This window comes from Alloacidobacterium dinghuense, from assembly GCF_014274465.1.
GTDB classification, from domain to species: domain Bacteria; phylum Acidobacteriota; class Terriglobia; order Terriglobales; family Acidobacteriaceae; genus Alloacidobacterium; species Alloacidobacterium dinghuense.
Genome location: NZ_CP060394.1, coordinates 5,975,446 through 5,995,880 on the forward strand (window position 1 = coordinate 5,975,446; position 20,435 = coordinate 5,995,880).

Consider the following 20,435-nt stretch of genomic DNA (forward strand, 5'->3'; position numbering starts at 1 on the left):
CACAGGAGGTCTGATGCGAATTGCAGTTGTGCACGACTATTTCACGCAATTGGGCGGCGCAGAGAAAGTGGCTGAAGAAATTATGCGCATGATGCCACAGGCCACGCTGCATTCGACGGTTGCGTTGGCAGATTGTATGCCGACGAGCCTTGCGCATGTTCCGATTAAAACATCATGGATGCAGCATCTTCCGCGCCTAAAGGACTATTACCGGCTTTATTTCCTTCTCTACCCACTGGCGGTTCGTTCACTCAATCTATCTCAATATGACCTGGTGATTTCCAGTTCTTCCGGGTATGTCAAAGGAGTGCGTACGAGCAGGGATGCCCTTCATATCTGCTACTGTCACACTCCCATGCGTTGGGTTTGGGGGTTCGATCGTTATTCAGAGCGGGAAGCCTTCAGCGCTGCGCATCGACTCATGCTTCGCGGCATGATTCGCGGACTACGCGACTGGGATATTGGCGCTTCGCGACAACCCGACCACTTCATTGCGAATTCGCGCGCCGTCGCCGCGAGAATCGCACGAGCCTATGGCCGTCATGCCGAGGTCATCCATCCTCCGATTGATATCAGTCGCTTCGGTATATCCAATGAGCAGGGAGATTACTACCTTGTTCTTTCGCGATTGATTTCCTACAAGCGCATCGATCTCGCAATTGCCGCTTGCAACCTCTTAGGGCGGAAGCTGCTAATCATAGGCGATGGTCCCGACCGTGCACGCCTTTCTGCCCTGGCGGGTCCAACGGTCACTTTTCTCGGCCGGTTGCCGGATCGCGAGGTTCAGTATCACGCCGCGCGTTGTCTCGCGCTTATTTTTCCGGGTGAAGAAGACTTCGGTATGGCGCCGCTCGAAATCGCTGCGGCGGGCCGACCGACAATCGCGTTCCGCGCCGGAGGCGCTATGGAGACAATCGTCGAAGATGAAACGGGGGTATTCTTCGATCGTCAGGAGCCTGAATACGTAGCGTCCGCAATCGAACATTTTGAAAGATTGAGATGGTCTGAACGCCTTCTTCGCAACCACGCCAGAGGGTTCAGCGTGGAAGTATTCCAAACACGCATGCATGCGTTTCTATCGCGAATCGGGGCGCACCTCGATGAATCCACGCCCTTTGCGCTTGGTTTCGGAGAAAAAACGGCATAGCAGGATTGTCCTCTGCACTCAATAGATGCGAGACCTAATGAATAGAACTGTCGAATTGAACGCAAGACCGTCACAAGTCGCAAGCCTTTTGCCGCTGTCTTGGTCTGTCACGCTGGGCGACAGTGGTCTAGTCAATATCTTCAGTCCGGCACTTATAACATGTCACTTTTCCGACTTAAGTAATCTACCGCTACGAAAAACTTGGTGATAGCCTTCAATTGCATCCAGGACAAATGTTATTGGAGGAAATTGCTATATGGTGATCCGCGGACTCACCACCCTATTGGTGTTTATCTTCCTGGCGGTAGGTGCATCAACCGCACAAGAGCAAGCGATCAGGGCCGATGATCTTGTTGATTCAATTGGGGTGAATTCTCACTTTGCCTACACGAATACCTATTACTACCAGAAATATCCACAGGCTATCTCCGCGATTAGCGCCGCTGGCATTCGCCATATCCGCGATGGCTATCATTACTGGCCGGCTGGTAATCAAATGTATAAGATTCATCAGGCAGTTCATGCTGCCGGTATTGGTACAGACTATGTCGTTGCCTATAATTCGTTGACGACGGTCTCGGACCTCGAATCGTTTCAATCGCTTGTCGGAGATATGGAGAGCATCGAAGGACCGAATGAGATCGATCTAAACGGAGGTAGCAACTGGGAGACGTTGCTTGCCAGTTTTCTGCCGACTCTAGGGCAAGCGGGCGCTGCGTTGCATGTCCCAGTCCTTGGGCCGTCTTTGTTCCAGGAAAAATCCTACGGCCAACTTGGGGATATCTCGCAATATATCAACTACACCAATCTCCATATCTACTTCGGCGGGAGAAATCCGGGTACCAATGGCTGGGGATCTGTGAATGCAGAAGGGCACTCCTATGGAAGCATTCCATGGTGGCTCGATAATGCAAATATATCGGCATCCGGCGTGGCCTCCTACGTTACAGAGAGTGGCTATAATCAACTCCCTACGACTACGACTCCGTATACCGTGCCAAACAGTGTTGCATCCTTCTACACGATTCAAACTATCTTCGAGATGATGACGCACGGCATTAAGAGAACATATATGTATGAGTTGATGGACGAACCTTCATCTCCCGAGTTGGGATTGATGACGAATACGTTGCAGCCCAAGTCTTCCTATACTGCACTTCAATCGTTAACGAGTGTTCTTGTCGATAAGGGAGCATCCTTTGCACCTGGGAAGCTACAATATTCGCTAAGCGGCTCGACGGCAAATGTGCATCACTTATTGATGCAAAAGCAAGATGGGACATTCTACCTTGCGTTGTGGCTAAACCTGCCGATCTATAACCCGGCAACCAACGAGTCGATGAGCGTCACCCCGCAAAAGGTTACTGTGACGCTGGATGCTGGTCACGCAGTTCATGGCAATTTCTCCATTGACTCTGCAGGGATGCTCACTAACACCAAGGTGAATAATTCGTATGCATACGATGTTCAACTCACGCCGAGCGTAATTCTATTGAAGATCGTTCCGACGAATTGATTCGAATTACACGCTCTCAGGCCAGCACCTGAGCGTATGCGACTTCTACTTTTCGTGCACTCTGCTGGATGGTGAAGTGTCCAAGGACACGCTCTCTACCAGCCGCCCCCATTGACTCCGCTGTCTGCGGAGCCTCCAAGAGTGTGCAGATCGCCGAACTTAGGGCCGAGGCGTCGGCCATCGGAACCAATAATCCCGTCGTGCCGTGTACTACGATTTCCGGCACGCCGCCGCCATTCGTGGCCACGACAGGCTTGCCAGCCGCCATCCCCTGCACAATGACTTGCCCAAACGGTTCACCAGTTGTGGATGCGTGAACCAGAATATCCAGCTTACAGATAAGGTCGGCTACATCATTACGAAAACCGGTGAACTCTACGGCCTGTCCGATTCCTAGTGTTCTCGAGAGCTCGTGCATTTCCAGTTCGTATTGCTGCTCTTTGAAGAGCGCCGCCCCAATGATCTGGAAGTGCGTTTCAGGGAATCGTTTAAGAACGTCAGCTGCAGCCTGCAGAAAGATGTGCTGGCCTTTCCAGGGGCAGATGCGGCCTACTAAGCCGATCCTTACCTTGTGGTTGGTATTCGAAGTTTTTAGAGGCGATGATCCAGGCTGTTCGTATGCACGGATGTCTACTCCGGAAGCGACGGCCATGCTTGGCCGAACTCCCTTCAGTTGCAACGTCTCGATCGTAGCGGCTGAATTTCCGATGATGAAGTCGGGAATGAGCCTGCACAATTTACGCATCACATGTACGGCCGGCTTTGGCAAATAATCTTCTGTGATGCGGTCGCGCATATGCCAGATAACTGGCGTCTGCGTGAGTTTGCCGGCTATTCCGCCCAGTATGTCAGCCTTAAGCGAGTTGGTGTGGATGAGCTCGATGTTGTGCGTGTGAATGAAGTCAATCAGACGCAACACGTATGCAAGGATATTGAAAGCGGTCTTCAGTTGAACAATGCTAGATGAGCCAAGAGTATCCTTGCGCGTGTGCAAAACATCAGGACTAATCTCCAGAATATGGAGCTCGGCAATGCCTCGAAGCCGATCCGCGAGTGGGCCATCTGCGCCAAGCAGGACAATCGGCATAACGCGAGAACGATCGAAAAATTGGATTAAGTCCAGAAGGGCAATCTCGCCACCGCCTAACTGAGCGGTATGGTCGAAGAGCAAAACGCGTGTCGGCGAGACGGGAGTACGCCCTCGCGGAGAGATCTGCGCAAGTTCCCGGTGTTGCGGGTGGTCGTCTGATCTTGTTTGTACGTTCATGGAAAACGAGGCAAATCTCCTGCTGCTCACAAAGTAATGGATGCTTCTTTCACGAATAAAGAAAAGTAATGAAAAGGCAGTGGACTAGCGTTTATGCGCATCAAATCTAGTAAAACCGTGCGCTACACTGACATAGAAATCCTACTAGCCAGGCAAGGGAACATCTGGTGAATCATTCCGCATCATCTAGAATTTCATCCTTGCACATTGCTATCTCCTGGGCCACGGAGGGTGCTGGCGGTTCCGGTCGCGTCACTGCTGATCTTGCCAAATATCTTCCAGCTCAAGGTATTGACGTTTTGGGCGCAGTTTCTGCTCCGCCAAACGTAGCAGAGGTAACCGGCGGAAAAATTCTGAACGTTGCGCCTGGTGCGTCTTCGACTTGGAGCCGCATGCTGGGAGCGCGTAAAACTATTACTCAAATCATAAACGAGAAGCAACCGCAGATTGTTGCTTCACATTTTGCCTTGTATACGTTCCCCGCACTGGACAGGTTGAAGCGTTCAACCCACGTCGTGCATTTTCATGGGCCATGGTCTGATGAATCCCGCGAAGAAGGCGCAGACAAGGTAACAGCGGCGGTGAAACATTGGGTTGAAGAGACGGTGTATAGCAAAGCGGCTCGCGTGATCGTACTGTCGCGCGCATTCGCAGATTTGGCCACACGATCCTATGGAGTACCGGAAGCTATTGTTCGCATCATTCCCGGAGCAGTGGATCTGGAACGATTTGCGGTAAGCGAGAGTCGTCAGCAGGCAAGAGAGACTCTCGACTGGCCGAAGGACAGAAGAATCCTCGTTTCGGTCAGACGATTGGCGAATCGCATGGGGTTGGGAACATTAGTTGCTGCCATGCAGCGCGTAACGAAAGAATATCCCGACACGATTCTCTATATCGCGGGGAAAGGGCGATTGCGTGAGGCACTGCAGGCACAGATAGAGGAGTCAGGCCTGCACCAACATGTAAAGCTCCTGGGTTATGTGCCGGACACCACGCTGCCATTGCTATATCGGGCTGCGGATATGAATATTGTTCCAACGCTGGCCCTGGAGGGCTTTGGTCTTGTAGCAGCAGAGGCACTAGCAGCGGGAACGCCTTCGATTGTGACGCCTGTCGGTGGTTTGCCGGAAGTGGTTGCGCCACTCTCTGAGAATCTTATTTTTCCGTCCTCAAAGCAGGAAGACTTGGAACAACATCTGCTGACGCAGTTATCCCACCCGGAGTTATTACCGTCTGAACAAGCGTGCAGGTCCTACGCCGCGGAACACTTCAATGCGAGTCTAATGGCAATGCGGACCGCGGCTGTTTATAGAGAAGTACTTTAGGCTAATAATGCCGATTTCCAACTTTAATCGACCGACTTCGCTCATCGTCACACGCGGGAGGTGTATATGCGTCGAGTTCTAAATCCTTCAGCATGCTTTATCGCTGCATGCGCCGTTTTCACGGTTCTGCTACTGACCAGACCATGCCTTGCACTTGAAACGGAGCAAGCAAAGGACACGCAGACTTTTGTCGACAGTATCGGCGTTAATACGCATATCAATTATTTCGACCGGCTCTACGGAAATTTTGATTTGCTTAAGCAGCGGCTTGAAGAGTCTGGGATACGTCACGTCCGCGACGGTGCGGTGCTGCAAAACGACGCTTACAATCGGCTCGTTTACGGGCGATGGAAGACACTGGCAAGCTTTGGGGTTAAGTTCGATATGTGTTTCGATCCGCGAGGATCGATCAAGCAGCCCAGCCCGGAACAAATCAGCAAATTGCTCGACTTGGCTGGTGGATCGGTAGAAAGCATCGAAGGGCCAAACGAACTTGATATCAGCAAGAAGCCTGCATGGATTGACGTTGCTCACAACTATCAGCAAGCTCTATTTACAGCAGCTAAGCAGGTTCCCGCCGCCACAGAACTGAATTTTGTCGGTCCATCCATGGCGTTCGTAAAGAATGCGCAGCGAGTTGGGGACATCTCAGAGTTTGTCACGCGCGGCAATCTGCACACATACGCTGCTGGCGGCATGCCGGATAGCTTGTACGCCAAACAGGCGCAGCAGGCAACAGCGATGTACGGACAGAAACCGCTGATTGTGACGGAGACCGGTTATCACAATGCCATGAATAATCATGGCTCGCAGCCTCCAATATCCGAAGCGGCTGGCGCGAAATATATTCCACGGCTATATTTTCAGTCGTTCAACGCCGGAATCGAAAAAACATATCTCTACGAATTTTTTGACGAAGGCAATGACCCGGCCCAAACAAATCAGGAGTTTCACTTTGGATTGGTTCGCTATGATGGCACTCCCAAGCCTGCGTTTGTGGCCATGCGAAATCTGATTTCGATCCTGCGGGACAACTCTGGCGGTCCTGCGAGCGCCGGTATGCTTTCTTATCAGATCAGCGATGAATCACCAAACCTCGCGCATACACTGCTTCGCAAGCGCAATGGTGCGTACTACCTTGCCATCTGGCAGGAGGTCCCAAGCTACGATACCAAGACGCAAACCGATCTGGTCGTGCAGGCTGTACATGAGAGCATCTCTTTTCCAAAGGCTTTCCGGCACATCAATCTCTACAACCCGATGGAAAGTGCCAGCCCAATCCAGCAGTGGAGCAAAGCGGCAAAGGTCGACGTGAATATTCCAGATCACGTACTTGTTCTTGAGATGTTGCCGTAAGGAAAGCGCTCAACCCGAGGCTGCGGGTAAGCAGGAGTTTCATAACGACATCTTGATTGCGGTCGCCGGAGTCAATTCGAGATAGACGTTTTCCACTTCCTCAGCCATGCGAGCAGTTGTAAATACCTCAGTGTTTTGTCGCGCTCTGTTTTGCCAGTCGCGGCGGAGTTCATCATTGTCAAGCAGCAAACGTAGGGCGTTTGCAAGCGCTCGGGGATCGCGCGGAGGGACGAGCATTCCTGCTTTGCCGTCCTCCAATGCTTCAGGAATGCCATCGACGTTCGTGGCGATGATCGCGCAGCCGGCTTGGCGGGCCTCGGAGAGAACGAGGCCGAACGACTCGCGCCTGGAAGCGAGAACGAAAATATCCGACGAGAGAAGATACGCTTGGGGTCTGCTTTGAAAGCCCTCGAAATGGATACGATCGCGAAAGGGTGATTCTGCTGCCAACTGTTCAAATAGCTTGCGTTCCGGTCCGTCTCCTACAAGATATAGATGCGAGTCGACAAAATCCCCGGCAATCATGTTGAACGCAGCGATCAACTCATGGATGCCTTTCCGATGGTTCATGCCGGCTACTGTTGTGATTGCCGGGCGCTGCAACCTTGCTGGCGCAACTGCTCCTTCCTGAGTGGCACGAGCACCATTCAAGGTGCCATTGAGAACCACACGTAGCTTTGACTGGCGTATGCCCTGCTTCTGCATGGATTTGCTGACAGATTGGCTGACTGCGATGATGCGGTCAGCGAGCCCCATGAGGATCGAAGCCTTGTCGTGTACATTGTGCAGGTGCGCTACGAGGGGTATGTGCCTCGCCCGCGACCACAACCAGGAGATCAGCAGGCCAACGCGCATATGAGCGTGGATAATCTCCGGCTCAAATTCAGCAAGAATTCTTCGGAATTCCATGCAAGCCGCGAACAATTGTTTGGGCGAGCGTGTTTGGTCGAGATGGTAAAAGGTAATTCCATATTGCTGGAGCAGCGGCTCATATCCGCCGTGACCACTGGCAAACGTGACGAGGTGTCCTGCTTTGCGCTGTTCTATAGCGAGATCAACAGCGAGATTAACGATTCCGTTTCCGCGATCGGAAACGTGATTCATCACGTGTAGGATGCGCATGGGATTAGCTTGCAATGGCCGCAGGCGGAGATACCGAAGCCTGAGCGGTGCCTGGGTCATGATTCAGATCGAGCGCATTCACCGTTTCGCACTCGGCAATACAAAGCCCAATACAGCACCAGAGAAGAAACCCGACGGGCCCGGAGATGACGTTGTTAAACGGAGCCTCTATTGCGATCGCTAACAATGTGGCCTTGGCCCCAATCAGCGCGCCGGAAGTGCCTCGTGTACTGAAAATGCCAAAGCCAAGCAATAGAAGGCCAAGGCCGAAGATTGTTGTCCCCAATAACCCGAGCGAAAAGAGCGAAGCCGTGATGCTGCTGTCTTGTTGCGATATTGCGCCAGGCGGCGCCGACTGGTCGCCGCTGCCCGCGTCGGCTGAAAGCCCGTGGCCGAATGGATTGTCGATCATGGTTTGGACCACGGTGTTGTAATCGTGCATCCGAGCTTCATAACTGCTGTCATGTTGAGGATCGGCAAGTGAATTGAAACGCATCATCACGATCGTATTGACTTCTGGCACCTGCAGCGCGACGAATGAAACGATAAGGCAGCAACCAACCGCGGCCACAATGCGAATGCGCTGGCGGTTGGGCATCAAGCAGAAGAGATAAAGAACTCCGACAGTCAGCCCCATCCAGGCTGTTCGACTAAGAGATAGCACCAGCGAGATGAAGCCGGCGGGAATTGCAAGATAGCGGATCTTCAAATGTGATCGCAGTGCGACCAGCAATCCAGCAGCGCAAAATGCGGCAAACACCTGCGGAGAATTCATTGTGCTGAAGACACGCACTTGAAATGGTTCCGGTAACCCGATGGATTGGAGATCGGATTGGATCATCCATTGCGCGTCCCACTCCGGCAGCATGAAAAACTGATAGATTCCATATGCGCCGATCACGAAGAGGCCGATGACCATTGCCATTTCAAAGCTTTTATAGATGGACTCGTGCTCCGAACGTTCACCAAAGAGAAAGAGTGCGAAAAGTGGAGGCATTGCCCAAGCGATGACCGCCTGCGGAAGTCCGGTGAAGGTGAGATGGAGAATCCCGACGAAAACTCCATAGCAAACCGCAGCCAGGGCAAAGAGCAAAGGCATCGTTCGCCGCGTCAAGACTTGAGATAGCTTTGGTACTAGAAAGAGTGCGGCGACGCCGATCGAAACATAAGGCGCAAGAAGGATGAGGTTTAGGGTGCCTCCGGCGCGCCATTCAACAACCCTGCGAACAAATGGCGTGAGAAGCCAGAGCCAGCAGATAAAGGCAGTATATGCCGGCTTGGAACGCCTGATAACAAACAGGCTAACCAGAAAACACGAAGCTGGATAAAAGACGATCGCAGCACGAGCGAGCGGCGAAAAAGCCACCAGAGCATTTGTCAAAATGAAGACGAGAAAGACCCATGTCACGCGCGCTTTCTTTTCCGGGCTTCCTAATTGATCCGGAAGATTGCTGCGATGCAGTGTCATGCTGCCTCCGCTGCGCGGCGCCGGCGAAACATTGCTCGTAGCTCTTCGAAATCACGCAGGCGCGGCATGAGATCAGGCAGAGGTGCTTTCAGGAACAATCGAAATCCCAGGAAAACAAAAATCAGACGCGCGATTGTGGAGGCCAGGAGAGCGACCACTGCTCCCAGAATGTGCCATCTGGGAATGAGTACGAGCATGAGGGGAATACTCAATGAGAGGCCGGTTCCTTGGAGGAAAGTAACAATACCTGGTCGGCCCAGCGCCATAAATGCCTGCGCCAATACAAAAACACAGCCAGAGAGGGTGACTTCTATCAGTAGGATGCGGAACGCGTTCAGCGCACCCATGTAGGCTTTGCCGTAGAGCACTCTAAGAAGAATCGGGCCGAAGATATAAACCACGACAGCAAAGAACGAAGTCACCAACATGCTGACACGCGCCGACTTCTCACTCATCTTGAGGACTGATTCTTTCGGAAGTCCGGAAGCCTTTGGGAAAAGCACACTCACAACTGAGTTCTGGAAAACATTGAGTGTGCGGGTAAGACTCAAAATGACAACGTATGAGCCCATCTCTGCCGGTGTTAGCAGGTTTACGACTAAAACCTGGTCGACCTGGAATGCAAGTGTGCCAAGAATATCAATGCCATACGAGCGGACGCCGAAACTAAGAAGAAGCTTGCCGATGTCCAGACTCGGCTTCAGCCCATGGACGTATGGGCGTACCTGAAGCATGAGGTAGTAGAACGGAGGGATTGCTGCTACTACATAACAAAGTGCGGAATTAAACGGTGTAAGCGCATGAAACAGAGCGAGCACAATCAATGGAATGATCGTGGCTACGGGCGTAAGGATCTGCATTAAGTTGGAGGAGGTGAAGGATCCTGCGGCCTCTAGAATCGATTTTCCTGTGTAAGTAAGAGAGCAAATCGGAGTGATAATCAAAAACCACTGGGCGTAGCGGATGACCGGCGCAGGGTATCGCTGCATCCAGTGAGGTAAGAAGACTACTCCGATCAAAGTTACAAGAATGCCTGTACCCAAGCTCATCAGAAGCCCAGTGGCGACAATATCGTAGCGCTTTTCCGGATGACGCCGATAGGCGTGAACCAGAGAGCTAGGTATACCTAGCGACGAAAGATAAGAAAGAAACTGGGACCAAAGAATCATTGCCGCGAGCTGACCACGGCCCGCCGGCATCAACGCGCGCGCGGTAATGATACCCGTACCGGCGTTGATAGCCTGAATCAGGATCTTACTGCCGATCGTCTGGGCTATCGCGTGGGCGCCTCGTTGCCGGGACGCTGGCGCGGGATCATTCCATGCGGGGTTCGGAGCAACATTTACCTCCGCTGTGCTCATGCGGCGGTCCTTCCTCCTCCAATAACACTACGCTTTGCGGAACGTCTGCGCTCTCCCTTAGAGAAGATTCTGGCAAAGCCCACGCGATTCACTCTTGGATGGCATAGATCGCGCACAGAGCCGCCTGTCCGGTTTGAAATCTGGAAACATGTAATCGAAACGTCGCAGTCCGTGCTGGCCCTACTCAAATTCCGCCGTGTAGTCGCCTCAGAAAACACTTGAAGGTGCAAAACTTGAGCTGAACGAGAACGCATGCATATAACGTGCAAAATGCTCCATCTTGTTGGCGGGCACAAGCAGCATATCTCCGGGCTGGAGCACCATATCTTGCTCCAGTTTTGCCGTCTTGTTGATGTTGTGTAGGTTGAGTTCACGAACTTCACCCATGTCAGCATTGATATGGCGGAAGACCACAATTTTGGTGTCCTTGGCACTTAGCTTGAACCCTCCTGCCATCATGACTGCCTGCATCGCAGTCATGTTCTCGCGGAGATCAATTCTGCCAGGCTGGAGCACTTCACCGCCAACGATGACATAGGGTCGCTGAAAGCTGCTCAAAATCAGATTCAGTTCCGGATCATTCAGTCGTTCGGAGTCCTTTTTGATAATCAGATCGTGCGCCTCGTCGAGGGTCAAACCTTCCAGATGAACATCTCCGGCAACATTGAGGCTGGCATAGCCGTCAGGCTGAATTGTGACCGATTGATTGTACTCAGGCGTCAATCGATAACTAAGATCGACGACATCTCCCACGTGTAGGGTATAACGCGGTCGCTTATGCAACTGATCATCGGCATGCACAATAGACGCAATCAATAACGTAGCGAGCAACAGTCCGATACCTTTCATTTTCATGACTTACCCCCTTAGTTCGCCGCTAGTCGTCGATAGATCCATTGAGGAACAAAGTATTTCCGTTTATTGAGAATGTGGCCGTAAATGACGCCGCCTGCAGCCTGAATCTGACGTTCGGCATGCAGCACCTGGTGAGCCTGCGTACGATTTGCTTCGACGACGAGGAAAACACCGTCTACCAGCGATGCTATGCCCAGGACATCTCCACTGATTCTCAGCGATGGACAATCGATCAGCACATAGTCGAAGTGCGATCTGAGCTTATCAATACTGTCCTGGCGGATTTGCCGACTGCCGTGCCAATTAACAGACAAATCTGGGCTGCCTGATGCAAACTCGGGTTCTTCTTCCTCTTCAATTGTCCCGTCAGCTCTTGGACTGAGAATCATCGCCGTAGATGTTGGAGATGGCAGGGCGCGTGTCTGGAGATATGCCAGGTCCACGCGAGCGACGCGCTCCGGAGCCTGCGTCCCGAGCTCGTTCGAGAGTGCGCGCACCACGTGCGTGACGCCTTCTCCTGATTGAGCAGATGTAAAACAAAGTACGATGCCTTTGTCAGATTCAGCTCGAGGTTGCTGGAGGACGTTGTAAATCAAACCCTGAAAGATGGTGCCATAAGACTGCATATCTCGTCCCTTCATCAGAGCGCCGAACCAACGGGGTCTTCACCGTCCTTGAAACCAAAATGCGATAAAAAGTTCGCCCAATTTAGTTTGGTCAGTTGAGTGGATCGCATGCCCGGTGTTGTTAGAACCGCCACGCGACCAGACCGCCCGCCTGGATCGAGTATCGCCGGTGGTGCAGCTTCTCCGAGCGGCACCGTCGCCAGAACAGGAAACTTCGAGGCTTGTTCCAACTCGTAGGGTGTGGAGAAAGTCCGTCGTCCGTTTTCGGCAAGAAAGACCGCGAATGCGCCGATGAATAGCGAGCTAAGAACAGCGAGCACGGTATCGATCAGAGGTCTTGGGTGAACTGGCGTTGGTGAATAGGTGGGATACTGCACAACTGCCACATTCAGCAACTCGTGCGTGTCCATTGCATCTGCGATTTGAGCAGCATCACGTTTCTGCACGTACAGCTGGTAGTTATTCTCAGCATCGGTTACATCGTGCAGAAGCGACTTATAAGTGGTCTCCCCTCCTTCTGCCTTGTTCAACTGATCCTGTAAGCTGGCAATCGATGCAGCCAGAGCGGCACGGCGAGCCTTTAGGCCCTGAATCGCTGCCCTGTTCGAGTTATAGCTCTGGTCCGCCGATTGCCAGGTCGGATTGACATCAGTGGTGACTTCTCCAAAGTGATTGGAGCGCGCGTCGTTGAGCGCCTTTTCGGTTGAAGCTATTTGATCCTCCACCTGCTTCACCAGACGGTCGCCAGGTTTATATTTCGTGAGCAACTCAGTTCTCTGATTCTGCAATTGGATGAGAAGGGTGCTCATTTGATCCATGTATCCGGAATCGGGAAGAGTTCTCTGCACGGTGTTCTGTCGTGCCGGGAGACGGCCTAATTCATCTTTGTCGGCTAGAATGCGCTTGTCCATCTCATCGACCTGGGCATCCGTGTTGCGCAAGTTCATCTCAGCGTCTGCAAGTTGCTGTTGCAGCCACGTCTCTCGATCGCCCGGCGAAGTTATGGATTGTTGTTGCTGGTAGGCGGAGAGCTTCTGCTGAGCTGCGGCCCACTGCGTCTTGTATTTTTCCGCTTCTTCCGCGAAGAACTTTGAAGCCCCGCGGGGACGTGTTAGATCCTGTTGTTTGGAGAGAAAAACGGCAAGCAAATGGTTCATGGTATCAGTCGCCGTTTTGGGATCGTGTTCTCTGAGTTCGACAGAGATCAAATGTGACTTTTTGGTCGGGGTAATATCAAGATGCTTTGCAAGGAACGAAGTGGCGCCCAAATGTTCCATCAATTCAGCTTGGCTACGATTTTGAACAGGAGTATTCCGCCATCCCGGCGAAACCACTTCGTCCAGCACATCCTGGCTCTGCAGAACCTGGGCCTGCGAATTCAACTGCTCTTCGGTGACGTCGCTGGGTGGAGGCATGGCAGCAGTTGGCTCGGCGGTAATTGGCTGATTGCCGCGTGCATTTTGAATCAATAACACCATCTCGGAACTGTACTTCTTGTGCGTTCCAAAGATGAAAAGCATGGCCAGTAAAAAGGTTGCCAACGACGCCCAGAGAAACACTCGCCTTTGACGAAATGCGCTCTCTACGATGGATACGACAGAAGTATTGGATCGGCTGGCGATCGCTAAACTGTGGGACATAAATCCTCGCGCTAACTTTCCGTTGCCAAAGTGTTACTGGTCAGATGTGAAACCCGAGAGGGTACACCAGCGTCATCTCAAATGCATGACCGAGTCTTTCAACTTAAGGTCCCCGGGCAGAAGAGCTAGCGATTGATATATGGTTTAGACCGTGCGAGCCGCCTCAAGGGTTGCATCTCACGGCCGGTATCAATGACTTCTTACAAACCGGTAACATTTTCTTTACAACGAGTCGGCAGGAAAAACGCGTCGAGCGGAAGTGGCTTAGATTCACCACTTTCGTGGAAAGGGCGAAGATCAGCAGCAAAGGGATCAGCCGTAATGCATTAAAAGTCTCAGCTTTACCTTGTGGATCGATAGTACCCTTATTGATTAGATTCTGACACGGGGAAACGAAAGTAGCAAGGGGTAATTGTTAACTTACTATGACGCAGTCACTTAACTAAATCCCTCATCATCAGAAACGGTCTTCGCCTGCAACGAGATGATTGTCGTAGAAGAAAAGTTGCTTCAGGGTTAAGGAGCGCTTGTACTAAAGGTAAGCAGGGAACCTGCTGCCAGATTTACCTGTTGTTTTGCGCCGGAAGTAGCGAATCCTCCCGAGTCTCCAGTTGTGCCTGCATGATCGTTGCGCAGATTGTAGCTGCCGCTTGTTAGCAGGTCTCCTCCTTGGGAGGGCCCCGGTCCGCTCCTGGTCCTGTTGTCGGTGTATATCTCGACTCCATCAATCGACATTGCGCGCAGCGAAAGCGATGCCGGCTGATCGTTGACTGCAGGCTGCACCGTTGCTACAACACCAGTTACTGTGGTCCCGACAACTGCATAGACTCGACCCTGGGGACTCACAAAATCTTCAGCAAGCACACCGGTCCAAATAGTGCCAGGCGTCGCAATGCGAGAACTCAAGCCCTCTTTCAATCGCACCTTAAAAGAGAGTCCGGTCGGAACGCGAAGGGATTGAGGCATTGTGCCAGAGACGGTACCGGATTGTGTGACGCGCGTAGTCTGAGCTTTGCTGTAGGAAACCAGCAAGGCTAGGCCAGCAACCAATAATCCAGGCGTAAGACGAAAAGGCCGTAGATTGTACATTTAAACCTCCTTCGCACGGAATTGAGTATGTAAACACGTCCCAAATCAATTCTGCTTATTGGATGCCACGGGCTGCTTTTCCGCGCTGTCATTGTAGTGCAACTGATAAAGCTCCTGGCACTCCATAGCATGGATCGTATATCGGAAACCGATGATCCAGGGATCATATGGGCTGCAGAATTCAGATAGCTTTGTCATCGTCAACGCTGGATCGTGTGTAAATCCAAATTCGTCCGCTGCTTTTTTCGGCAGTACGACGTACTGCACATGATGTTCTTCGAGGTATTCAGGAATGCGGCCTGACGTCAAATATGGCACATAAGAAGGATCAACTAGTCCTCCTAGATCCAACAGTCTTCTGTTCCAGGTGTAACTGATGCGACCAATATCAAATGCTGCTACGTCTGCGTCAGGAGGAAGATTCTGCAACATCCACACTCCCATCTTGCCATGCGTCCCGTTAATGTGCCCGATCCCATCAATCGTAACGATTCGCCAAGTGCGAAGGGACGCAGTTCCTGCGACAACGAGTGCAATGACGGCAACGGTGGAGGTCCATGGAGTCTGACCTCTCGCCACTCTCTGAAGAAGCCATAGCGCTCCAAAGAAAAGACACGGGAACAGTAACAGAAGATTAAGAGGTTGGTAGCGGCCGCCATGACCGCCAGTTGGAAATGTAAGCAAGTAGATACACGAGTGGAGAACGGCCCATGAGAGTAGAAAGCTCACGCGCGGCAAGCGTTTAGACACCAGCGCATACACGCCGATGGCGGCCAGGATGAAAAGCAGAAAGCCATACAAGGCAAAGCTGCCATGTACCTCGTGCAGGCTCTGTATCTGCTGAACGTATCTTGTAGAAAACTGTCGCGGTAGCCGCTGAATCCATGCGCCGAGAAAGCGAATCATGGAGTGGACTGTGTGTGGGCCCCCGCTAGTATGGAAATAGAGCCATGTTCGCCCTTTTAGTGTAGCGGGCATGAACGAGTGAGATGTGTAGAAGTTTGATCCGAACAAAAGAACAAGGAACACTGCCCAGACAGCGAGAGCCGAGGTGATCTCAGAAAAGGTGCGCTTGACTTTCAAAGAGGAAAGCGCCAGCAAGGGTCCAAAAACCATCGCTTCTGGCCGTGTAATCGCGAGCAGGCCAGATCCAAGCCCCGCAAATACGGCGTTACGGCCGCGATGAGGTCCGAGGTCAAACCAGAAGTAAATAGAGACGAGCACGAGCATGATGAAAAGCAAGTGCTCCATGCCAATTAAGCCCAGCCATATGAAATTCCCGCACAGAGCAGGAGATGCAGCTAATACGAAACTGGAAAGAGGTGGCAATCCGTCTCTTCGCGAAAGTGTGAAGAGCAGCGGCCCAATCAATGCCAGCATGATCCAACTAAACACGAAGTTGAATTTGACTGGATCGAAGTGCAGAAACTTGTAATTCGATGCCTGAATGCAGGCCCAGATCAGACTTGTGGCGCCAGACGATGGCTTGCCAGGGATGAATCCAAGAACATCGTAACGAGCGAAATTACGCGCAACAGTTTGATGAATGTAAGAGTCGTCAAGCGGGAACCCGAATTGAATTTTCAGTGCACTCGCTAGAAAAAGAAAACATCCGGAATAGAGTATTAGGAGCAGCAGATATTGCAGCCACCAAACGGATGATTGAGAAGGAGTAATCGAATTGTCTGTTGGCGCCATCCCGCTTGCGTCCTTAGGCAGACTCTAGCAACCGAATGTAAGAGTGTCTACTAACTTGTGTGCGCGTGCGCGCAACATATTTGGAATCAGTTAGCGTAACGTCTTGCATAGACGCTCCGAAAACACTCCGCAAGTTTCAAGATATTCTTCTCTGCATCGAAGCGCTCGGTTGCGATTTCCAGGCTTCGTCTTCTCATTGTGAGCAGGCGCTGAGGATCAACGACTAAGCACTCGATTCTAGACCTCAAATCTTCCCTGCTGCCTGCATCTACTAGAAATCCAGTTTGATGCTCAACAATAATCTCTGGTATGCCTCCGACTCGGCTACCAATAAGAGCAAGTCCGTATCCTGCTGCCTCTTGAAAGACGAGGCCATATGGTTCTGCATAACTTGGTACTACCAATATGTCTGCATCTCGTATTAATTGGTGCCAGCGCAGCGTATATGGAAGGACTCCACAGTGCACATGAACGTTCTTATTCTGTATCTTTAGCTTTTCTTTAGTGAGGATGTGAAGCTCGGCCATATCGGAAAAGTATTTTGTGAAAACATCGAGAACATCCCAGCCGCCTTTTCGTTCGAAGTCTCCACCAATAAACAAGAGCTTAGGAATGCGCCGTTCACCAAAGTGGGGCTGCAAAAAGGTGGAGAGCCGCGCACCCGGTGGGATGACGCTTACTTTTCCTTCGTGTATGCCGTAGTCGTGAATCACCGATTGTCGAGCCCACTCCGTGAATACGGCAATATGTTCAGCGACTGCGAAGACTTTCCTGTCAAACGAAATGTTAATCCGATATGTCCGCGGATGCAGGGTGGTCGTTTGCTTCGATGCGAGAGACGCTGTCATATCGGTTGTTACGATCGTTGGAATGCGTTTCATCAGCTCAACCGCACCGTATGCCTGGATCTGCGTGTGGAAATGCAACAGATCATAGGTGTTGGTTCGAAGAAGCCGTTCCGTTAAGATTCGGCTCGTTCTTCCGTATGACCATTCGGCACGAGCGCGCCGAAGGTCAAGATTTCTACCTCCAGCATTAAGGACGGGAACAGATAACGAAGCCAATTTATTGATAACTCGTGTGGGCAGGCTGCGAGCCGAGTTATACCAATGTGAATCCAGATCAATATCGGAGATGGAGGCGAAACTGTCCCGCAGGATGGAGCCGTACGTCCTGTTGCCGATGATATCGCTTTGAATGGACAGGACACGAAGCATCCTTTTCTCCGTATGTGAGTATATGGCTCGCTTTATGCTTCAAACATGGAATGATGAAATCCGAAGCTTTGGCAGCACCAATCAAGACCTGGCGTCAGAGCCGGCTTTCAAATTCCTGAGCGCACGTGCAAACGAAGGTAAATGCCATTCCATTGCGCGTTGAAGTCTGCGGATCGACCGAAGCGGAAAGTTTGCGAAGGATCGATCGGGCGGCTCATAAACCGCCCAAGGAGTTTGTGCCAGATACTTGTAGTAGATCTCCTTGTAGTGCGGCTGCCAGCGATAAAACCAGGGCTTGTATTTGGAAGTGTAGTGGACCAATTTCGGCATGAGGCGAAGGCTGGCAAAGGTCTCACGGTCCAAACCCAATTCTGCTGGCGCGAAACGCGGAAATAGAGCCTGCCAATTCCATTGATAACCGATATCGCAAATTCGACCGCGAAACACGCTGTTGATAGTGTCCTGGTCAGGGCTATGGATAATCGCTTGGTTTCTTTCTGCGAAATCAAGCAAGCGAGGTAAAACCTGATCGGCTCGCCATTGCTTGAGATTTACAAGCATTACGCCGGAGTTGACGTACAAGTCAGTTGGAGAAAAGCCAAGAGGCTCACGCTGCCGCCGGTTATAGGGTTCGCGCGCTGCTCCGACATAGGCATCTCCCAACGAGAAAGACCACAGTTCCTCAATATCCGAGCAGATGATGATATCGCTGTCCAGGTAAAGGATCTTATCAAGAGAGTGGTCTATGTATTCGGTCATGAAAAGGCGCAAATACATTGCGAAGGTGAGATGGCTATGCGTAGGCAGATGGTGATAATTTGTCGCTTGTGAATAGACGATCGTCTCGAGACAGCTGCCCTTTCGCTCAATCATTGACTTGAGTTTTGTAACTTCTACCCCATCCATTTCGGATACGGAAGCCACAAATATTCGGAACGTGTTTCGAGCATTATTCTCCAGCAGGGAAGCGATTGACACAGCCACGTGCTGCCAGAACGCCCCGTCGATACAGAAAAGTACCGGTATGGTCATGGCGTACCTGTCGGTAAACTAAGGCGTTGTGACAATAGCATGTACCTCAAAACCGGAATCTGTAAGGGCGAATCACGTTGTCTTGCGAATTAGGACGGACCTTGCTGGTTCATTCAATATTGTATCGTTCAATCTAACTCTCTTTGTTTTTGACCTATTGGATGCAGAGACTTGCTTGTTTGCTGTTCCTCATCATCAAATGAGAAGTGCTCAAAAAGTCAGTCGAAAGCAATCTGCGTCGCGTTGTGTTGAAAATGTGAGCGCAAAACTCTGCATCTAAATCATTTCAATCCGTTGATCATAAGAGACGGCATTTGCAAGACTAGTTCGGATAGTCTTTAGCCATATCCATGAAAACCATTCGGACGACACCATTCATAACGTGTGTTGCACTCCTCATTGCCCTGCTGCCATGTGTAGCGCCACGTCTGCGACATCCTCTGCCGGCGATGAAATGGGGAGACTTTAATGTCTATTTTTCAGGCGCCGTCCTAGTGCATGAGGGACTTGGCTCGCAACTGTACACAGGCGCCGATGATGGAACAGACCCGCAAAAGAAGCCTGCTCGTCCTGGTGCCCCAATCGATAGAGCGGCCCGATCCCAAGGGATAACTGGCATAGATTATTACCTCTATCCACCGTTGCTGGCTGACATGCTGGTGCCGCTGACCTATGTTGGCCTCAGAACTGCGGCGCATATATGGATCGTCATCAATCTTGGATTGCTCCTGGCAACAGCGATATGTCTCGCATCAGTGATCCGGGTGCGTTTAGTCGGTCTCTGGACAGGACTCCTCTTGGTGGGAGTAATTTGCTTCTCCCCGGTAGTCGACTGCATTTCATATGGGCAAATAACAATTTTCCTATTATTCCTTTGGGCTTTGGGGACTGCTTTATATGCGAAGGGCTATACCACTTCGTCAGGAATCATCTTTGCGCTGGCAGCTGCAATCAAATTGACACCAGCGATCGTTCTCATTCCTTTTATCGTTTGGAGGAATTGGAAATGGATCATCTCCTTCCTGGCTTCCTTCTCCGCATTTACGGCAGCGACGCTCTATATCAACGCGCCTTCAACGCTGATCCTGTATTTTCGACGCATAACCCCAGCCATGTCGCGCTCTATCCCGCAGATTCCAAACCTGTCGATCTCATCGAGCACGCAGTTGATGATAGCCGCGTTGCGAGGAATACCGATTTTTCCTGATCCGGCAGTTCTTCCCGCGAAGGTAGTACTCGCTGGAAAAACTGTCTCGCTGTTGCTCACCCTGGCTCTTATATTCACGATTGCGAGACTGGGACAAAATCTTGCCATGAAGAGCCAGATCGTCGTTCTAGCTCTCCTTGCATTGGCATCGCCTCTGCTCTCTCCTGTTTCTTGGCTACATGCCTATGCGATCGCATTCGTGGCTTTTGCGGTTCTTTGGTCTGAAGCCCTGCGGTCGCGATTCTCTATTCCGTACCTGAGTCTTCTGACGTTTGCTTCAATTACGGTCGGTAGCTACGCGTGGCTTGCCATGCTGCTGAAGGTGGCGCACCTGCGCCATGACATTCTGACTGCGTCCCTCGGATTGACTCAGCTAATCGCTCTCTGCGCGCTGGTCTTTTATCGACTCACTGGCATTGGAAAGAAAATGCAGACCCCTGCGATTGGCGAAATAGCCATTTAGATTCGGATCTGAGAGCGGAGAACCCTTTGGCAAGCCAGCCGTTCAG

The 20,435-nt window shown here is 51.5% G+C and carries 16 protein-coding genes; 5 read left to right on the forward strand and 11 right to left on the reverse strand.

Annotated elements, in window-relative coordinates; translation table 11 throughout:
* Positions 1 to 13: 13 nt before the first annotated feature.
* Entirely contained in the window at positions 14 to 1,147 is a 1,134-nt protein-coding gene (locus H7849_RS25180) for a glycosyltransferase (RefSeq protein WP_186743195.1), read from the forward strand.
* A 256-nt stretch (positions 1,148 to 1,403) separates the two neighbouring features.
* A complete protein-coding gene (locus H7849_RS25185) occupies positions 1,404 to 2,663 on the forward strand; it encodes a hypothetical protein (RefSeq protein ID WP_186743196.1) in 1,260 nt (419 codons plus the stop codon).
* Between the two features lie 16 nt (positions 2,664 to 2,679).
* Here H7849_RS25185 and H7849_RS25190 read toward each other — a convergent pair whose 3' ends face one another.
* Positions 2,680 to 3,930 (reverse strand): glycosyltransferase family 4 protein, encoded by a 1,251-nt coding sequence (locus H7849_RS25190; protein ID WP_186743197.1) that lies wholly within the window; start codon positions 3,928 to 3,930, stop codon positions 2,680 to 2,682.
* Between the two features lie 200 nt (positions 3,931 to 4,130).
* Here H7849_RS25190 and H7849_RS25195 point away from each other — a divergent pair, with 200 nt between their 5' ends.
* Both H7849_RS25195 and H7849_RS25200 read left to right on the forward strand, forming a co-directional pair.
* On the forward strand, positions 4,131 to 5,255 hold the full coding sequence (locus tag H7849_RS25195) for a glycosyltransferase family 4 protein (protein ID WP_251106481.1): 1,125 nt from the start codon (positions 4,131 to 4,133) through the stop codon (positions 5,253 to 5,255).
* A 66-nt stretch (positions 5,256 to 5,321) separates the two neighbouring features.
* Positions 5,322 to 6,611 carry a glycoside hydrolase family protein gene (locus H7849_RS25200; RefSeq protein ID WP_186743198.1) on the forward strand — a complete coding sequence of 430 codons (1,290 nt, stop codon included), beginning with the start codon at positions 5,322 to 5,324 and terminating at the stop codon, positions 6,609 to 6,611.
* Positions 6,612 to 6,650: 39 nt separating this feature from the next.
* Here the strand turns inward: H7849_RS25200 and H7849_RS25205 are convergent, their stop codons facing one another.
* From H7849_RS25205 to H7849_RS25250, 10 genes are all read right to left on the reverse strand, one after another.
* Positions 6,651 to 7,733, reverse strand: a complete 1,083-nt coding sequence (locus H7849_RS25205) for a glycosyltransferase family 4 protein (RefSeq protein WP_186743199.1) — start codon at positions 7,731 to 7,733, stop codon at positions 6,651 to 6,653.
* Between the two features lie 4 nt (positions 7,734 to 7,737).
* A complete protein-coding gene (locus H7849_RS25210; RefSeq protein WP_186743200.1) occupies positions 7,738 to 9,201 on the reverse strand; it encodes an O-antigen ligase family protein in 1,464 nt (487 codons plus the stop codon).
* Entirely contained in the window at positions 9,198 to 10,562 is a 1,365-nt protein-coding gene (locus tag H7849_RS25215; RefSeq protein WP_186743201.1) for an oligosaccharide flippase family protein, read from the reverse strand. The genes H7849_RS25210 and H7849_RS25215 overlap by 4 nt, the downstream gene beginning before the upstream one ends.
* 207 nt (positions 10,563 to 10,769) lie before the next feature.
* Entirely contained in the window at positions 10,770 to 11,417 is a 648-nt protein-coding gene (locus tag H7849_RS25220) for a polysaccharide biosynthesis/export family protein (RefSeq protein WP_251106482.1), read from the reverse strand.
* Between the two features lie 11 nt (positions 11,418 to 11,428).
* On the reverse strand, positions 11,429 to 12,043 hold the full coding sequence (locus tag H7849_RS25225) for a P-loop NTPase family protein (RefSeq protein ID WP_186743202.1): 615 nt from the start codon (positions 12,041 to 12,043) through the stop codon (positions 11,429 to 11,431).
* A gap of 14 nt (positions 12,044 to 12,057) precedes the next feature.
* Entirely contained in the window at positions 12,058 to 13,683 is a 1,626-nt protein-coding gene (locus H7849_RS25230) for a GumC family protein (RefSeq protein WP_186743203.1), read from the reverse strand.
* Between the two features lie 516 nt (positions 13,684 to 14,199).
* The gene (locus H7849_RS25235; RefSeq protein ID WP_186743204.1) at positions 14,200 to 14,772 is read right to left on the reverse strand and encodes a hypothetical protein; all 573 of its coding nucleotides are present in this window, start codon (positions 14,770 to 14,772) and stop codon (positions 14,200 to 14,202) included.
* 45 nt (positions 14,773 to 14,817) lie between these two features.
* Positions 14,818 to 16,470, reverse strand: coding sequence for a DUF8728 domain-containing protein (locus H7849_RS25240; protein WP_186743205.1), 1,653 nt, complete (start codon positions 16,468 to 16,470; stop codon positions 14,818 to 14,820).
* An 86-nt stretch (positions 16,471 to 16,556) separates the two neighbouring features.
* Complete coding sequence (locus H7849_RS25245) at positions 16,557 to 17,687, reverse strand: glycosyltransferase family 4 protein (protein WP_186743206.1); 1,131 nt, start codon at positions 17,685 to 17,687, stop codon at positions 16,557 to 16,559.
* An 81-nt stretch (positions 17,688 to 17,768) separates the two neighbouring features.
* On the reverse strand, positions 17,769 to 18,719 hold the full coding sequence (locus H7849_RS25250; RefSeq protein WP_186743207.1) for a glycosyltransferase family 8 protein: 951 nt from the start codon (positions 18,717 to 18,719) through the stop codon (positions 17,769 to 17,771).
* 350 nt (positions 18,720 to 19,069) lie between these two features.
* On the opposite strand from H7849_RS25250, the gene H7849_RS25255 reads away from it, so the two are divergent.
* Positions 19,070 to 20,389 (forward strand): glycosyltransferase family 87 protein, encoded by a 1,320-nt coding sequence (locus tag H7849_RS25255; RefSeq protein WP_186743208.1) that lies wholly within the window; start codon positions 19,070 to 19,072, stop codon positions 20,387 to 20,389.
* The last annotated feature ends 46 nt before the right edge of the window (positions 20,390 to 20,435 follow it).

Bases quoted from the DNA above. Each gene is read 5' to 3' on its own strand.
- H7849_RS25180 (WP_186743195.1), top strand. From the start codon at position 14: ATGCGAATTGCAGTTGTGCACGACTATTTCACGCAATTGGGCGGCGCA.
- H7849_RS25185 (WP_186743196.1), top strand. From the start codon at position 1,404: ATGGTGATCCGCGGACTCACCACCCTATTGGTGTTTATCTTCCTGGCG.
- H7849_RS25190 (WP_186743197.1), bottom strand. From the start codon at position 3,930: ATGAACGTACAAACAAGATCAGACGACCACCCGCAACACCGGGAACTT.
- H7849_RS25200 (WP_186743198.1), top strand. From the start codon at position 5,322: ATGCGTCGAGTTCTAAATCCTTCAGCATGCTTTATCGCTGCATGCGCC.
- H7849_RS25205 (WP_186743199.1), bottom strand. From the start codon at position 7,733: ATGCGCATCCTACACGTGATGAATCACGTTTCCGATCGCGGAAACGGA.
- H7849_RS25210 (WP_186743200.1), bottom strand. From the start codon at position 9,201: ATGACACTGCATCGCAGCAATCTTCCGGATCAATTAGGAAGCCCGGAA.
- H7849_RS25215 (WP_186743201.1), bottom strand. From the start codon at position 10,562: ATGAGCACAGCGGAGGTAAATGTTGCTCCGAACCCCGCATGGAATGAT.
- H7849_RS25220 (WP_251106482.1), bottom strand. From the start codon at position 11,417: ATGAAAATGAAAGGTATCGGACTGTTGCTCGCTACGTTATTGATTGCG.
- H7849_RS25225 (WP_186743202.1), bottom strand. From the start codon at position 12,043: ATGCAGTCTTATGGCACCATCTTTCAGGGTTTGATTTACAACGTCCTC.
- H7849_RS25230 (WP_186743203.1), bottom strand. From the start codon at position 13,683: ATGTCCCACAGTTTAGCGATCGCCAGCCGATCCAATACTTCTGTCGTA.
- H7849_RS25235 (WP_186743204.1), bottom strand. From the start codon at position 14,772: ATGTACAATCTACGGCCTTTTCGTCTTACGCCTGGATTATTGGTTGCT.
- H7849_RS25240 (WP_186743205.1), bottom strand. From the start codon at position 16,470: ATGGCGCCAACAGACAATTCGATTACTCCTTCTCAATCATCCGTTTGG.
- H7849_RS25245 (WP_186743206.1), bottom strand. From the start codon at position 17,687: ATGCTTCGTGTCCTGTCCATTCAAAGCGATATCATCGGCAACAGGACG.
- H7849_RS25250 (WP_186743207.1), bottom strand. From the start codon at position 18,719: ATGACCATACCGGTACTTTTCTGTATCGACGGGGCGTTCTGGCAGCAC.
- H7849_RS25255 (WP_186743208.1), top strand. From the start codon at position 19,070: ATGAAAACCATTCGGACGACACCATTCATAACGTGTGTTGCACTCCTC.